The organism is Mycolicibacterium hippocampi, assembly GCF_010723735.1.
GTDB classification, from domain to species: domain Bacteria; phylum Actinomycetota; class Actinomycetes; order Mycobacteriales; family Mycobacteriaceae; genus Mycobacterium; species Mycobacterium hippocampi.
In genome coordinates this window covers 559,575-573,599 of record NZ_BLLB01000002.1, presented here as the reverse complement: position 1 = coordinate 573,599, position 14,025 = coordinate 559,575, and the positions used below count along the sequence as shown (strand labels likewise).

The window sequence follows — 14,025 nt, the reverse complement described above, 5'->3', positions numbered from 1 at the left end:
GTCAGTGCGGGTTGCGGTTCCACTCCAGCCAGCCGATGCCGGTGCGGCCGTCGCCGGTGGTGACGGCCGCCCAGGCGCGTGGGAAGTAACTGATCCGCCCGTCGTCGGCGGTCAGCCGGACCGGGGCGTGCCCGCGGATGTCGACGTCGACGGTCAGATCGCCGGGCTGCAGGGTCAGTGACGTCGAGAGGGGCAACCCGTTGTCCGCGAAGGTGGCTTCGGCGCTGACCGTCGTCAGTTCGGCGAGTGGCGCGCCAGGTGGCTGCAGGTAGCCGATGCCCATCGAAGGTACGCCTGGAATACGGACGTCGACGCCGTGCAGATGAGTGCCGTCCTCGAGATGCAGGGCGTTCCAGACCCAGTCCATTCCCCACCAGTCGCGGACTCCCCACGAGTGATCCCGTTGACCGGCGACCGCCTCGAAGTGGTACTGCCGGCCGCCGGCGGTCACGGTGCCCGTCACGGTGCACGCGATCTCGTAGCGCGGTGTGATGCGGTACTGATACGGGGTGCCCACGGTCGTCCAGGTGAGGTCCATCGTCAACTCTGTCGGCCGGCCCGCATCACCGCGCAGCAGGCCCGCCGGGTCGTCGAAAACCTCTGCGCGGCCCTTGACGGTCACCCGGTAGGTCTGCAGTGGTTCGCCGGCGTCGAACGTGAGGTGCGCCGACTCGGTGCGAATCTCGGCCGGGTCGGTGGGCAGGTCCGCGGCGAAGTCCACGATGGCGATCGTCGGCATGTCGGGCCCGCACACCAGCGCGTTGATCCAGCCGGTCTTCTGGTTGGGCACCAGCCCGAGACGCACCCATCCGCCGACATCTTGTTGTGCGTCGGCGAAGTCGAAGTACCAGCTCTCGTTCCACAGGTCCTCGTCGCCCGGTGCGTGCGGACCCTCGTCTTCGGCGAGTGGCGAGAGCGGTTCGGGCTGTGCGGCTTCCGGAAGCACGGCCAGCGCGTCGGTGTCCAGCACGTGTTCGCAGTGGCGGGCCAGCATCGTCATGAACATCTGGTCGCCGCGGTCGGTGCGCGCGACGAGCATGGACGAGATGATCGCCATCATCACGCCGAAAAAGCTCTGACGGCGCACCCCGTCGCGGACGGCGTCCAGGCCGACGGGTGTCCCGGGTCCCAGTGCTCGATGGTAGGCACGCAGCAACCGTTCGTACTGCTCGCGGCGCACCTCCACCGGCAGGGCGCACCCGAGGAAGTAGGCGACGTCGGTGAACGCCGGTCCCCACGTGACCGTCTGCCAATCCACCACGGTCAGCGCCCGGTCCGCACCGGGCTGCCCGAACAGCATGTTGTCGAGGCGGTAGTCACCGTGCACCAGGCCGTGGACCCGGTTGCCGGCGGCCTCGGCGTCGACGTAGGCGTCGAACGCGGCGACCAACTGCTCACACACCTCGCGGTGCGCCGGGTCGATCGCGTCGCCGAAGCGCTCGGAGAAGCCGGCCCACAGCTGGGCGAGCAGCGCCTGACTCACCGGCGACTCGCGGTTGAGCCACTCGGCGCCGGCCAGCGAGGCGTCGCTCATCAGAGGGCCGTGCACCCGGCCGAGTTCAGCGAGCGCCAGCTCCGCCTGGTCCGCTGTCGCGCCGCGGATTTCGTCGCCCACCTCGGCCGGCGCCGCGTCGCCGAGCAGGAGATCGAAGGCACCGGTCTCCGGGTCGAAGGCGGCGTGATGACACGGTGCCACCGGGCCGGGCAGACCCGGCGCGATGTCGGTGTAGAACCGGACCTCGCGCTCGTAGAGCCCGAGTGCCAGCCCCGTCTGCCTGCTGTTCGGGTCGGTCGCGGCGACCTTGAGCACGACCGACGTGGGGCCGCCTGCGCTCGCGTCGGCATACGTCAGAGCGACGCGGTAGCACTCGCTCATCTGGCCGGTGCCGATCCGCTCCGTGGTGAACCCCGAGATGCGGCCGCGACCGAGGATTGCGGTCAACCAGTCGGCGCTGAGGTCGGCGGGACGTTCGATGAGGAGGTCTGCAGGGCGAGCCACGCGACGAACCTAGCAGTGAGCCCGATCACACTGTTGACGGGTGTCAATACCTTCGTACCGGGCGGCCTACAGCTTGCTCGCCGCGAAGTCCGCCGCCTGGTCCGTCAGGCCCCGCAGCGTGTAGGCGCTGTGCGCGCCGCCGTCCCCTCCGGACGGCGAACACACCGGGTCTTCCGGGATGCACAGGTCGAGGGTCTTGGACTCGTACGCCGGACCGACGACGATGGGAGGAGCACCGGTGTTGAGCATCTGCAGAAAGCCGGTGGACGGCTTTCCGAACAGCGCCACCGCGGCCACCTGATCGGCCACCGACGGCGGCATCGGCCCGGTCATCCCGGGTGGTGGGGTGTAACCGTCGGGAATCTCGTCCTCGGTGATGTAGGCAGCGACCGCGGCCCCCTGCGAGAAGCCGCCGAGAACGATGTCGGTGTCCGGGCAGTTGGCCGCCATCTCCACGACCCGGTTGCTTGCATCGATGACCCCGTCGGCGGCAGCGGCAAAGTCAAGGGAGGCAGGGTAATTCACCGCATAGACATCGACGGACTTGCCGTTGGTCTTCGATCGCAGCGAATCCACGAACGCCTGGCCGGTGGCTCCGATCCCCGGCGGCTCGAACGTGCCGCGGGCGAACACCACTTCGACATCGGGACACGGCGCAGCGTACGCGGGTGCCGCGACCACCGCCGAACCCCCGGCGGCCATCACCGCGAAGACCACTGCCGCAAACCAACGGCTGATTCTGCTCATCTGGACCGCCTGTTCTCGTATCTGACCCGAGGCCGGCGTCGTTGCTCCCCGACGGACGGCGAGGGTCTACCCGCACGATCTCTGTCCAAAACGCAGAATACTGATCAAGCCTGTCGGTCACCACCGCTGGCCGTGGCCGTAGCGCGGGTGCCAAAGGTCCCCCCTGCACCGGCCTTCAGGCCCCTGTTTCGCGGCAGTCGCAAGGGGCAGTGTTGATGCCATGCTGAGCCACGACGACACCGGTAGCCGCTGATGGCCGAGTGCCCGGCGGGACACCCGAACCCGGCGGGCTGGGAGTTCTGCAGCGAATGCGGGGCCCCCATCGACGCTGCGGCCGACGAGGTGGAACGCAGGTATTGGATACGTACCCGGTGGGCCCTTGTCGGTATCGCGACGCTGGTGGTCATCTGTGGGGCCGTCGCCATCGCCTCCGTGGGTTACGAAAGGCGTTCGGGCACAGTGATGCCACCGCCCTCCGGCGAGACTGCATTCGAAGACTGGGTGTCTGTGGCCGGCTCGCACGTGAAGGAGCTGGAGACCGTTCTCGATGACACTCAGCGCGCACTGGAGAGTTTCGACCGACGGGGATTGCAGACGGCGTGCGAGGACTTGCACGAGGTGTCGGCGGTGGACCTTCCTGCACACCTGCCGACCCCCGACCCTGACTTGACCAGCGAGCTGCGCGCGTCGATCGACGATGCCCACGCCGCGGCGCACATGTGTCTGGCGGCGATGGCGGGTTCGGTCAACAGTTACGACGGAGAATTCGTGAGCCTGGTCGAGGAAGCAGCCAGGAATGTTGCGGCCGCGCAGTTGCGTATCAGGCGTGCACTGCACCGAAGCCAGTAGTGGGCAAGAACACCGAGTCACAGCATGCGTCGAATATACCCCTAGGGGTATTATCGGGTACACCAACTTCCTGAAGGGACCAGAATCATGACCGCCATCGAAACGTCCGAACCAACGGTTGCGATGCCCCGGATCGGCGATCCGGCTCCGGCGTTCACCGCCGCCACCACCCAGGGCGACATCAACTTCCCAGCCGATTACGCAGGCAAGTGGGTGATCCTGTTCTCCCATCCGGCCGACTTCACACCGGTGTGTACCAGCGAGTTCATGACCTTCGCCGCCATGGCCGACCAGTTCGCCTCCTACAACACCGAATTGGTGGGCCTGTCGATCGACGGGCTGTACAGCCACATCGCCTGGCTGCGCACGATCAAGGACAAGATCGAGTTTCGCGGCATGCGTGATGTCGAGGTGAAATTCCCTCTCATCGAGGATGTCTCGATGGAGGTGGCGCGCAAGTACGGCATGATCATGCCGAACGAAGACTCCACCAAGGCGGTGCGCGCCGTCTTCGTCATCGACCCGAAAGCCATCATCCGTGCCGTCATCTACTACCCACTCAGCCTGGGGCGCAACTTCGACGAGTTGCTCCGCGTCATCAAAGCGCTGCAGACCGCTGACCACTTCGACGTCGCCACACCGGCGGATTGGCGCCCGGGCGACGCCGTGATCGTCCCCCCGGCCGGTTCCTGCGGTACGGCGAAACAGCGAATGGACGACCAGGTGGACGGCGTCGAGTGTGTGGACTGGTTCTTCTGCACCAAGGAACTGTCGGCCGACGACGTCGAGAGGGCCATCCAGAGCTGATCTGGGAGGTGGTTACGGAACTTCCCACTCGCTGGGAACGACCATCACCGGACGCTCAGCGTTGTGCAGCGTCGCCATCGCGACGCTGCCCAACAGGATCTTCCGTGCCGCTGAGCGGCCACGCGACCCGACCACGATGACCGCCGCATCGCGGTCCCGCGCGGCGCTGATCAATGCCTCCGCGCACGCGTGTGCAGGGAAACCGCGACCACGTTCGACATTGAGCCGCTCCACCTTTCGGTCACCCAATACCTCGGCGTCGACGGCGGCCGGTTCGTCGACAGTGTCGTCGGCGTCCACCGAGATCAGCAGCAGGTCCCTGTCCGGAAGCAGACGCATGGCCGCTGCGAACGCCTTCTCGGCGCCGGCCGACCCGTCCCAGCCCACGATGACCGGCCCGTCGGTCAGTGCCGCGTGTTCGGTGGACAACATCGGGTGCGGCACCACCACCATGGGCCTTGCGCAGTAGTGCACCACCAGGTCGGAAACGCTGCCCAACACCGCTTTTGCGCCGCCCAGTCCTCGCGATCCGACGATGACGAGGTCCGCGTCGACCTCCTCGGCGACCTGCGCGATGCGCCAGCCCTCCCCGCCCCAGGTCCGCTTCAGCAGTGGCTCGGCGTCCCATCCGGCTGCGCCGGCCAGCGTCACACCGGTGGCGACGACACGCTGGGCCTCGCGCTCGCCCTCCTGCTCGACCAAAGCGACCAACTCTTCGGTGTCACGAGCGCGGGAGCGCAACCGCTGCCGGACTTTCTCGCTGGCAAACGGCGGGACCCACAGGTAGGTGATCCAGCCGTGCGCCCCCGGAAACAGCGCCACCCCGACGTCGATCGCGGTGCCCGCCTCCTGAGAGCCGTCGTAACCCATCACCACACGAACTGGCATCGAAAGAACTCCTCAGACGTTTGTATCGCGGGCGACTATCACCGGGACCCGCGCAGAATGCACGACCGCCCGGGCGACCGATCCCAGCAGCATGCCGGCGAAACCGCCGCGGCCATGACTGCCCACCACGACGAGTTGCGCATGCTCTGCCTGCTCGAGCAGGCGTTGTGCTGGCCGGTCGCTGACCACTACGGTGCGCACCGCGACGTCGGGGTAGCGGTCCCGGTGACCGCTGAGGCGCTCGGAGAGCACCTCCTCTTCCTGCTCCTTGTAATTCCGCCATTCGATGGGTGCCCAGTTGATGCGGGGAAACTCCAGGGGGCCCATGTCAGTCCACGCGTGCAGCGCCACCAACTCCACACCGCGCCGGGAGGCTTCATCGAAGGCGATCTCGGTGGCCAGCTCCGAGGTGGGGGAGCCGTCGACGCCGACCACGATCGGGGCCTGGGACGGCTGGGGGGTCGGTTCCTCGTTGTGGATCACCGCGACCGGACAGTGTGCGTGATGCACCAGCCCGGAACTGACCGAGCCCAGCAGCGCACCGGCCACCCCGCCTTCCCCGCGGCAGCCCACCACGACCAAACCGGCCGTCTTGGAGAGGTCGACGAGGCCGGGCACGATTGGCTCGTGCAGCACCTCACTGGTCACCTGTGAGGCCCGATCGGGTGCTGCCGACTCGACGGCCACCTTGTGGGCCAGTTCGAGGATCCGGACCGCCTCCTTTTCCTGGGCCTGTGAGTAGACCTCGGCAGGGAACGCCGACCACCCTTCGGCGACATAGGTCAGGGGAGCGATGACATGGACCACCTTGAGCGGCACGTTGTGCAAGTCGGCATCGCGGGCGGCCCATTCGACCGCCGCGGTCGACGAGGGGGAACCGTCGACGGCGACGACTATTCCGCGGGTGATTGGATCGATCATGGGCCTCACGCTAGGTCGTGACCGGCGTCAAGTCTGGAGGCATTGGTCCTCAACTGGTGGGCCCTAGTACTTTGATGGGCCTTAGTACTTCGGAGATGGCACGATGGCGGCTTACGCTGTGACGACGACGTCCGCTCGAGGGGATACGGTCTGATGGGTTCTGCCGATCACGAACGATCGTCGTCCGTACCGGCCGGTGAGGAAGAGCCTGATTACCGCTTCACGCTGGCCAACGAGCGGACCTTCCTGGCGTGGATCCGGACCGCGCTGGCGTTGATCGCCGGCGGCATCGCCGTCGTTCAGTTCGTGCCGTCCTTCGGGATCCCCGGCGTGCGTCACGGTCTCAGCGTGGTGCTGACCGCAGGCGGCGGCCTGCTGGCGGCGCTTGCGGTCCGGCGTTGGCAACAGGTGCAGACCGCGATGCGCCGGGACCGCGATCTGCCGCCCACGCACGTGCCGTTGCTGCTCGGCGGCTCGATCTTCGCGGTGACCGTCGTGGTACTTGTGATCCTTGTCGTCTGGCCGCCGGCGGGGACGTGAGATGCCCCGTCGAGAGCCGCAGAAGCCCGGATTACCGGCTGAGCGCACGCTGTTGTCCTGGGAGAGAAGCGCATTCGGCTTCCTGATCGGGGGAGCGCTGGTGATGCTGCGTCAGCACGGCCCGCTCGGACCTGGGCGGACGGCGCTGGCGCTCACCGCCACGTTGCTCGCGCTGCTCGTCCTGGGGCTCGGTTACCGGCGATCGAGGCAGATCAGCGCCAGCCCCGTCGTCGCGGGGCGAGTCGTCATGCTCGCCCCGCGTTCCGAGGTCCTGCTGATCGGCGGTGCCACCGTCGGCTTCGCCGCCGCGATCGTGGCAGCGCTGCTGTACTCGGCGGCACTCGGCTAGCCGACGAGCCCGAGCTCTTGGGCGTTGTCGAAGGTGTCGTCCACGAGAACCACAGTGCGGCCGGGCTGGTCGATCATCGACGCCGCGATCGACGAGCGGTACCCGGACGCGCAGTGCACCCAGACCTCGCCACCGGGGACGTCACCGATGCGCTTGCTGAGTTCATGCAACGGGATGTTGAGTGCGCCGCGGACATGCCCGTCGTCGTACTCGCCGCTCTGACGGACATCGAGGACGGTTGGTGTGTTCTTGCCGATCTCCTCGGCGAGGCCGGCGAAGTCGGCGACACGATACGACCGCAGCGGCGCGCCGCCGGCCAGCGTCTTGATCTCACCGACTGCCGCGCCGGTCAGGTTGTCGACGCCGATGCGCGCGAGTTCCCGCCGGGCGTCGGCGATCTGATCCTCGTTGTCGCCGATGAGAGTGAGCGGCGAACCCCAGGAGTAGAGCCATCCGAGGTAGGTGACGAACGAATCCGACAACTCAAAGCCCAGGGTGCCACCGAGGTGCCCGGCGGCGAACGCCGTTCTGGTGCGCAGGTCCACCACCCACTCGCCGGACTCGATGCGTCGGCGCAGTTCGTCCGGGTCAACCGGTTGCGGTAGCGAAAGGTCAACAGGGGCGGGGCCTTCGGTGTTGATCACGCCCATGTGCGCGTAGTAGGCCGGGTAGGCGGACAGTCCCGCGATCAGCTCGTCTACGTAGCTCTGCTCGTCCTGGGTCAGCGCCGGATTGTCCCTGCGCTGGTCGGCGATCGTGGTCGAGTCACCACTGGCCGGGGTCGCCGAACAGAAGCTACCGAACCCGTGGGTGGGATAGACCTCGGTGTCATCGGGAAGTGCCGCAGCGAGCCGACGCACCGAGTGGAACTGCGCGTGGCTGAGTTCCTGGGTGTGCTCTTCCCCGAGCAGGTCGGTGCGTCCGGTGGTCCCGTGCAACATCGAGCCCCCGGTGAACACGCCGGCCACCGTGCCGTTGGAGTCCCGCAGCACGTAGCTGACGTGGTGATGGGTGTGGCCGGGCGTGTGCATGACCTCGAACCGCATCGACCCGGCTCGGATCTCGTCACCGTCGCGGACAGCGCGGCGCTGATAGCCGACGTCGTCACCGGCGGGGACCACGTACTCGGCTCCCGTGGTCCGGGAGAGTTCGAGGCCGCCGGTCACGTAGTCGTTGTGGATGTGCGTCTCGAGCACATGGGTGATCCGCACCCCGCGCGCACCGGCGAGGTCGAGCACCCGATCGATGTCCCGTTGCGGGTCGACCACGACGGCGTCCCCGTCGGCGCTGATCAGGTAACTGCGGTCACCCAACCCGGTGGTCTCGATGATCGCGATGTCGATCTTGACATCTACGTTGACGTCCATTTCGATCTCCTTGTACAGCAGGGTATTCGGCCATTCGGTGCTATCGCGTGTCGGCGGACTCCAGCGATTCGATCGCCGCTCGCAATCTGGCTGCGGCTTCGTCGGCGACCTCGCGGACCCCCGGCTGATCGGAGAGCTGGACCATCACCTGCGGGTCCATCGCGTCGACGATCACCGCACCCTCGCTGTTGGTGTCCGCACGCACGGCGACGTTGCAGGGCAACAACAATCCGATCTGACGGTCGGCATTGACCGCGCGGTGTGCCAGCGGCGGGTTGCAGGCACCGAGGATCAGATAGTCCTCCATGTCCTCGCCGAGCTTGGCCTTCAGGGTGGCCTTCATGTCGATTTCGGTCAGCACTCCGAAACCCTGATCGGCCAGCGCCTCACGGGTCTTCTCCACCGCGTCCTCGAACGTGGTGTGCAGTGTCGTCGATAGTGCGTAGCTCATGGCTTTCCCTCCCGATCTCGTGTTATTCGGTCTCGCCCCCGGTCCGGTCACGCCAAGGCCAGGAACAGCTTCTCCAGTTCGGCTTCGGTCATCGGCTGCTGGCCTTCGGCGGCATCGCCGGTAAGGCATTCCCGCAATCCGGTGGCGACGATCTTGAACCCGGCTTTGTCCAGTGCCCGCGACACCGCAGCCAACTGCGTCACGACGTCTTTGCAGTCGCGGCCCTGTTCGATCATCGAGATCACCCCGGCCAGCTGACCCTGGGCTCTGCGTAGCCTGTTGAGTACCGCGGCGATTGCGTCCTCGTCACCGACCATGGTGTTGCTCCTCTCTCCGGACGATACCGCCATGGTACCCGTGGGGGTATTCCCGGGGGTGATCATGTGGCTGCCGCGCGGAACTGCCCGCTCAGGCGGCGCAGCGGACAGTGGGCGTACCGGGTGCAGACGAAGGTCATGCCGGCGGCGACCGCAGTGAGTGCCGCAGCGGCGACACCGACGCCCGGGTGGATCTCCTGGCCCAGGACAACCGAGGACATCGTGAGCACAAACCAGCCGAAGGCCTTCCTTAATACGTCGGGGTCCACCTTTGCGGTCAGGCGGGCTCCGAGCAGAGCGCCGACAACTGCGGCGACGGTGACGGCCAACGCGAGCGTCCAGTTGATCTGGACGCTGGACAGATACCCGGCCAGGCCGGCGAACGACTTCATCGCGATCACGATCAACGAGGTGCCGACGGCGATGGGCATCGGCAACCCGCCGAGCAGTGCGAGGGCGGGTACCACCAGGAAGCCGCCGCCGGCGCCGACGAGGCCGGTCACCAGACCGACCACCAGGCCCTCGGCGACGATCTTCGGCACCGGCAGCCGATGTCCGCTGTCGGAGGTCCCGGCGTTCTTACGGCCGCGCAGCATCGCGACGGCGGTGGCGATCATCATCACGGCGAAGCCGATGAGCAGTACGGTCCCCGGGATGAAGCGGGCCAGCACGCCGCCGGCGTAGGCGCCGGCCATACCCGCCCCGCCGAAGATCAGCCCGGTGCGCCACTGCACCCGGCCGGCCCGGGCGTGCGAGATGGCGCCGATTGCGCTGGTGACACCGACGACGAGCAACGAGGTGGCGATGGCCTGCTTGGCGTCCATCCCGGCCACATAGGCCAGCAGCGGCACGGTCAGGATGGAGCCACCGCCGCCCAGCAACCCCAGCGAGATGCCGACGAAGACGGCCAGGCCGATGGTGAGCGCAATCATGACGGTCAGCTCGCTTTCTGGTCTGTGGGGGCAGATCCGACGAGCTGGGACACGATGGTCGGGGCGTCGCATGTGGCGCCGCGGTTGTACGGCAGCTTCGACAGCGCCATGCCCATCGCGCACGTATTGGTCAGTGACGCGAAGGTCAGCCCGCCGCCGATCGCGGCGGCCAGCCACTTGGCCTTGGGAACGGCGACGCTGGCCAGGATGCTGGAGAGCACGATCGAGCCGGCGACCAGGCGGACCTGCCGCTCGAGGTCCCAGCGCTGGGCGCCGCGGTTGACCGCGAAGCCCCTGGCTTCCCATGCGGTGATCCCCCCGTCGAGGATGTGCACGTTGCCCAATCCGGCGCCGCGCAGTGTCTCCTCTGCCTGGGCGGCGCGCTGACCGGAGCGGCAGACCAGCACGACGTCCTCGTCCAGGTGCTTGATGATCTCGTCGCGGTGTTCGCGCAGCAGGTCCAGCGGCACGTTGTACGCCCCGGCGATGTGGGCGGTCTCGAACTCGCCCGGGGTGCGGACGTCGAGCACTCGAGGGGGCGTCGCCGAACCGAGCAGGTCGCTGAGGTTCTGCGGATCGATGATGGCTGGTGCGGTCATATCTGTGGTCCTTTCAGCGGGCGGTACGGGCCACTCCTCATACCGCCGGGGGTATATCCGACTCCCAGGGTACACATACCCCCTGGGGTAATGGCAAGTAGAAATATTTATACCCCCCGGGGTACTTGACATACCCATAGGGGTATAGGCACAGTGTGAAGCAGAAGTTGGTCACACCGCCAACGCCCACCGTCAACGAAAGGTCTGCCGACATGAAGTTCATCCAGTACTACTTGGATTGCCTGTCCCATGCGTCGTATCTGATTGCCGACGAAACCACCGGGCGCGCAGTTGTTGTCGACCCGCAGCGTGATGTGGCCGAGTATCTGGCCGACGCGAAGAAGTTCGGTTACACGATCGAACTCGTCATCGAGACCCACTTTCACGCCGACTTCCTGTCGGGCCACCTGGAGTTGGCCAAGGCCACCGGCGCGAAGATCGTCTACTCCTCGGTCGCCGAGACCGAGTTCGAGTCGATGGGCGTCGCCGACGGGGAGCGTTACTCGCTCGGTGAGGTGACACTGGAGTTTCGCCACACCCCGGGCCACACGCCCGAGTCGCTGAGCATCGTCGTGTACGAGCATCCCTCTGACGAGGTTCCCTACGGTGTCCTGACCGGTGATGCGCTGTTCATCGGCGACGTCGGCCGGCCCGACCTGCTGGCCTCGATCGGGTTCACCCGTGAGGAGTTGGCCGACAAGCTCTATGACTCGCTGCACAACAAGCTGATGACGCTGCCCGACGCGACCCGGGTGTACCCGGCCCACGGTGCGGGCTCGGCGTGCGGGAAGAACCTGTCCACCGACCTGTGGTCGACGATGGGGGAGCAGAAGGAGACCAACTACGCCCTGCGGGCACCCGACAAGGCCACTTTCATGGACCTCGTCACCGAAGGACAGCCGCCGGCACCTGGCTACTTCGTCTACGACGCGATCCTCAACCGCAAGGATCGTGAGCTGCTCGACGAGACCAAGATGCCCACGCCGATGACCTACGAGCAGGTGCGGAAAGCCATCGAGGAAGGCGCAGTCCTCGTCGACGGGCGCACCCCCGAGGAGTTCGCCCAGGGCCACCTGCGTGACGCGGTCAACATCGGGTTGGAGGGTCGCTATGCCGAGTTCGCCGGGTCGGTCCTGCCATCGGACGTCGACGTCGTCCTCTTCACCGAGCCGGGACAGGAGCTGGAAGGTAAGAACCGGCTTGCCCGAATCGGTTTCGACCGGGTGATCGGCTACCTGGACCGGCCGTTCGAGGTGATGTTCACCCATCAGGATGACGTCCAGATCGCATCTCGCCTGACTGCCAGAGCATTCGACGAGCGCGCAGCGGAACTGAACGACCTGCAGGTCGTCGATGTGCGCAACCCGGGTGAGGTGGCGGCGGGCACCATCCCGAACGCGATCGCGATCCCGGTGGGTCAGCTGCCGAGCCGGCTGAACGAACTGGACCCGGCCAAGCCGACGGTCGTGTACTGCGCCGGTGGCTACCGGTCCTCGGTGGCCGCGAGCCTGCTGAGGCAGAACGGCTTCGTTGATGTCAGCGACATCCTGGGCGGTTACGGCGCCTGGGACGACAGCCACCAGAACGCCTGAGCGAAAGGGCATCATGATCACCGCGAAACACCGGGTTCTCGTCGTCGGCGGCGGCACCGCTGGAATCACCGTCGCCGCACGCCTGCTGCACAGGGGGCACGACGACGTCGCCATCATCGAACCGTCGAGCGCGCACTACTACCAGCCGCTGTGGACCCTGGTCGGCGGTGGTCAGGCCAAGGCTTCGACGACCGCGCGGTCGGAAGCCTCGGTGATGCCGAAGGGGGCGCGATGGATTCAGAACGCCGCAACGGCCGTCGACCCGGACAACAACACGGTCAGCTGTGCCGACGGGGCGAACTACGAGTACGACGTGCTCGTGGTCTGCCCCGGGATCCAACTCGACTGGAATCGCACGGAAGGGCTGCAAGAGAGCCTGGGCAAGGACGGGGTGTCATCGAACTACCGGTTCGACCTGGCCCCGCGCACCTGGGAGTACATCCGCGGCATGCGTTCGGGAAGTGCGGTCTTCATGATGCCGTCCGGCCCGATCAAGTGTGCCGGGGCGCCGCAGAAGATCGCCTACCTGGCCAGCGACTACTGGCGGTCCCAAGGAGTGCTCAAGGACATCGACGTCCACCTGGTGGTGCCCACACCGCGGCTGTTCGGGATCCCGGCGATCGCCGACAACCTCGACGCGGTCGCCGCCGACTACGGCATCACCGTGCACACCAACGCCGAGGTGACGTCCATCGACGCGGCGGCACGCAAGGTCGGCGTGACCGGTCTCGGAGAAGGCGGCAGCGACACCATGCTGTCCTACGACATGCTCCACGCCGTGCCGCGCCAATCCGCACCGGACTGGATCAAAGCGAGCACGCTGTCGACCGGTGATGCTGGGGGATACGTCGAGATCGACAAGCACACCATGCAGCATGTGCGCTACCCCAACGTGTTCAGTCTCGGCGACGCCGGATCCTCTCCGAACTCCAAGACCGGTGCGGCGATCCGCAAGCAGGCCCCGGTGGTGGTCGACAACATCGAGTCCTATCTCGACGGCCGACAACTGGGCGCGTCGTACAACGGGTACGGCTCGTGCCCGATCGTGACGTCGTCGCACTCGATGCTGCTTGCAGAGTTCGACTACGACCTGAACCTGACACCGTCCATCCCGCTGATCGACCCGACCAAGCCGCACCGCAGTTACTGGTACCTCAAGAAGTACGGGCTGCCGTTCATGTACTGGAATCTGATGCTCAAGGGCCGGGCCTGAACGATCTGATTGTCACACAACGTATTACACAGAAAGGACACCATCATGACCACCAAGAACCTCTCCTACGACGACTTCGAGTCCACCATCGTCGACAATTCGATGGTGCTGGTCGATTTCTGGGCGTCGTGGTGTGGGCCGTGCCGCGCGTTCGCGCCGGTTTTCGAGCGGTCCTCGGACGCACATCCTGATGTCGTGCATGCCAAGGTCGACACCCAGGCCGAGCGTGACCTGGCCGCCACGCTGGACATCCGGTCGATCCCGACCGTGATGGCCTTCCGCGACGGCGTGCTGGTGTACAGCCAGGCCGGAGCGCTGCCGGCGGCCGCGCTGGAGGACCTGATCACCCGGGTGAAGGCGCTCGACATGGACCAGGTCCGCGCAAAGATCGCCGCGCGGAAGGCGGCGACACCGGCGTAGCGCCTCCCCCGAGGGTACAAAGTCCCTATCGCGA

General features: G+C 66.6%; 16 protein-coding genes. 7 read left to right on the top strand and 9 right to left on the bottom strand.

The annotated features are described in order from the left end of the window. Position 1 precedes the first annotated feature (1 nt). A complete protein-coding gene (locus G6N53_RS03770) occupies positions 2 to 1,999 on the bottom strand; it encodes a DUF7064 domain-containing protein (protein WP_163887274.1) in 1,998 nt (665 codons plus the stop codon). Between the two features lie 66 nt (positions 2,000 to 2,065). Continuing rightward, positions 2,066 to 2,746, bottom strand: a complete 681-nt coding sequence (locus G6N53_RS03765) for a cutinase family protein (RefSeq protein ID WP_163887272.1) — start codon at positions 2,744 to 2,746, stop codon at positions 2,066 to 2,068. A gap of 252 nt (positions 2,747 to 2,998) precedes the next feature. On the opposite strand from G6N53_RS03765, the gene G6N53_RS03760 reads away from it, so the two are divergent. Together G6N53_RS03760 and G6N53_RS03755 are read left to right on the top strand one after the other, a co-directional pair. After that, positions 2,999 to 3,595 carry a zinc ribbon domain-containing protein gene (locus G6N53_RS03760; RefSeq protein ID WP_163887270.1) on the top strand — a complete coding sequence of 199 codons (597 nt, stop codon included), beginning with the start codon at positions 2,999 to 3,001 and terminating at the stop codon, positions 3,593 to 3,595. Positions 3,596 to 3,682: 87 nt separating this feature from the next. Further along, positions 3,683 to 4,402: a peroxiredoxin gene (locus tag G6N53_RS03755; protein WP_371870804.1), complete on the top strand. Its 720-nt coding sequence runs from the start codon at positions 3,683 to 3,685 to the stop codon at positions 4,400 to 4,402. A gap of 12 nt (positions 4,403 to 4,414) precedes the next feature. Here G6N53_RS03755 and G6N53_RS03750 read toward each other — a convergent pair whose 3' ends face one another. Together G6N53_RS03750 and G6N53_RS03745 are read right to left on the bottom strand one after the other, a co-directional pair. Beyond that, on the bottom strand, positions 4,415 to 5,290 hold the full coding sequence (locus G6N53_RS03750; protein ID WP_163887268.1) for a universal stress protein: 876 nt from the start codon (positions 5,288 to 5,290) through the stop codon (positions 4,415 to 4,417). 12 nt (positions 5,291 to 5,302) lie between these two features. Next, a complete protein-coding gene (locus tag G6N53_RS03745) occupies positions 5,303 to 6,211 on the bottom strand; it encodes a universal stress protein (protein ID WP_163887266.1) in 909 nt (302 codons plus the stop codon). Positions 6,212 to 6,364: 153 nt separating this feature from the next. Between G6N53_RS03745 and G6N53_RS03740 the strand changes: the two genes are divergently transcribed. Then, positions 6,365 to 6,751, top strand: a complete 387-nt coding sequence (locus G6N53_RS03740; RefSeq protein ID WP_163887264.1) for a YidH family protein — start codon at positions 6,365 to 6,367, stop codon at positions 6,749 to 6,751. A 1-nt stretch (position 6,752) separates the two neighbouring features. Next, on the top strand, positions 6,753 to 7,100 hold the full coding sequence (locus G6N53_RS03735; RefSeq protein ID WP_163887262.1) for a DUF202 domain-containing protein: 348 nt from the start codon (positions 6,753 to 6,755) through the stop codon (positions 7,098 to 7,100). Here the strand turns inward: G6N53_RS03735 and G6N53_RS03730 are convergent. From G6N53_RS03730 to G6N53_RS03710, 5 genes are all read right to left on the bottom strand, one after another. Next, positions 7,097 to 8,443 carry an MBL fold metallo-hydrolase gene (locus G6N53_RS03730; protein WP_163895417.1) on the bottom strand — a complete coding sequence of 449 codons (1,347 nt, stop codon included), beginning with the start codon at positions 8,441 to 8,443 and terminating at the stop codon, positions 7,097 to 7,099. The two genes, G6N53_RS03735 and G6N53_RS03730, sit on opposite strands and share 4 nt — an antisense overlap. Positions 8,444 to 8,507: 64 nt before the next feature. Continuing rightward, complete coding sequence (locus G6N53_RS03725) at positions 8,508 to 8,918, bottom strand: DUF302 domain-containing protein (protein ID WP_163887260.1); 411 nt, start codon at positions 8,916 to 8,918, stop codon at positions 8,508 to 8,510. 47 nt (positions 8,919 to 8,965) lie between these two features. Continuing rightward, positions 8,966 to 9,235 (bottom strand): metal-sensitive transcriptional regulator, encoded by a 270-nt coding sequence (locus G6N53_RS03720; RefSeq protein WP_163887258.1) that lies wholly within the window; start codon positions 9,233 to 9,235, stop codon positions 8,966 to 8,968. 62 nt (positions 9,236 to 9,297) lie between these two features. Next, on the bottom strand, positions 9,298 to 10,167 hold the full coding sequence (locus tag G6N53_RS03715; RefSeq protein WP_163887256.1) for a sulfite exporter TauE/SafE family protein: 870 nt from the start codon (positions 10,165 to 10,167) through the stop codon (positions 9,298 to 9,300). 5 nt (positions 10,168 to 10,172) lie between these two features. Then, entirely contained in the window at positions 10,173 to 10,766 is a 594-nt protein-coding gene (locus G6N53_RS03710) for a rhodanese-like domain-containing protein (RefSeq protein ID WP_163887254.1), read from the bottom strand. A 212-nt stretch (positions 10,767 to 10,978) separates the two neighbouring features. Between G6N53_RS03710 and G6N53_RS03705 the strand changes: the two genes are divergently transcribed. The 3 genes from G6N53_RS03705 to trxA are packed head-to-tail and all read left to right on the top strand — an operon-like array spanning position 10,979 to position 13,991. Further along, a complete protein-coding gene (locus G6N53_RS03705; RefSeq protein ID WP_163887252.1) occupies positions 10,979 to 12,358 on the top strand; it encodes an MBL fold metallo-hydrolase in 1,380 nt (459 codons plus the stop codon). Positions 12,359 to 12,371: 13 nt separating this feature from the next. Further along, a complete protein-coding gene (locus G6N53_RS03700) occupies positions 12,372 to 13,571 on the top strand; it encodes an NAD(P)/FAD-dependent oxidoreductase (RefSeq protein ID WP_163887250.1) in 1,200 nt (399 codons plus the stop codon). Positions 13,572 to 13,616: 45 nt separating this feature from the next. Continuing rightward, the gene (trxA, locus tag G6N53_RS03695; protein ID WP_163887248.1) at positions 13,617 to 13,991 is read left to right on the top strand and encodes a thioredoxin; all 375 of its coding nucleotides are present in this window, start codon (positions 13,617 to 13,619) and stop codon (positions 13,989 to 13,991) included. The last annotated feature ends 34 nt before the right edge of the window (positions 13,992 to 14,025 follow it).

Bases quoted from the DNA above. Each gene is read 5' to 3' on its own strand.
- G6N53_RS03765 (WP_163887272.1), bottom strand. From the start codon at position 2,746: ATGAGCAGAATCAGCCGTTGGTTTGCGGCAGTGGTCTTCGCGGTGATG.
- G6N53_RS03760 (WP_163887270.1), top strand. From the start codon at position 2,999: ATGGCCGAGTGCCCGGCGGGACACCCGAACCCGGCGGGCTGGGAGTTC.
- G6N53_RS03755 (WP_371870804.1), top strand. From the start codon at position 3,683: ATGACCGCCATCGAAACGTCCGAACCAACGGTTGCGATGCCCCGGATC.
- G6N53_RS03750 (WP_163887268.1), bottom strand. From the start codon at position 5,290: ATGCCAGTTCGTGTGGTGATGGGTTACGACGGCTCTCAGGAGGCGGGC.
- G6N53_RS03745 (WP_163887266.1), bottom strand. From the start codon at position 6,211: ATGATCGATCCAATCACCCGCGGAATAGTCGTCGCCGTCGACGGTTCC.
- G6N53_RS03740 (WP_163887264.1), top strand. From the start codon at position 6,365: ATGGGTTCTGCCGATCACGAACGATCGTCGTCCGTACCGGCCGGTGAG.
- G6N53_RS03735 (WP_163887262.1), top strand. From the start codon at position 6,753: ATGCCCCGTCGAGAGCCGCAGAAGCCCGGATTACCGGCTGAGCGCACG.
- G6N53_RS03725 (WP_163887260.1), bottom strand. From the start codon at position 8,918: ATGAGCTACGCACTATCGACGACACTGCACACCACGTTCGAGGACGCG.
- G6N53_RS03720 (WP_163887258.1), bottom strand. From the start codon at position 9,235: ATGGTCGGTGACGAGGACGCAATCGCCGCGGTACTCAACAGGCTACGC.
- G6N53_RS03715 (WP_163887256.1), bottom strand. From the start codon at position 10,167: ATGATTGCGCTCACCATCGGCCTGGCCGTCTTCGTCGGCATCTCGCTG.
- G6N53_RS03710 (WP_163887254.1), bottom strand. From the start codon at position 10,766: ATGACCGCACCAGCCATCATCGATCCGCAGAACCTCAGCGACCTGCTC.
- G6N53_RS03705 (WP_163887252.1), top strand. From the start codon at position 10,979: ATGAAGTTCATCCAGTACTACTTGGATTGCCTGTCCCATGCGTCGTAT.
- G6N53_RS03700 (WP_163887250.1), top strand. From the start codon at position 12,372: ATGATCACCGCGAAACACCGGGTTCTCGTCGTCGGCGGCGGCACCGCT.
- trxA (WP_163887248.1), top strand. From the start codon at position 13,617: ATGACCACCAAGAACCTCTCCTACGACGACTTCGAGTCCACCATCGTC.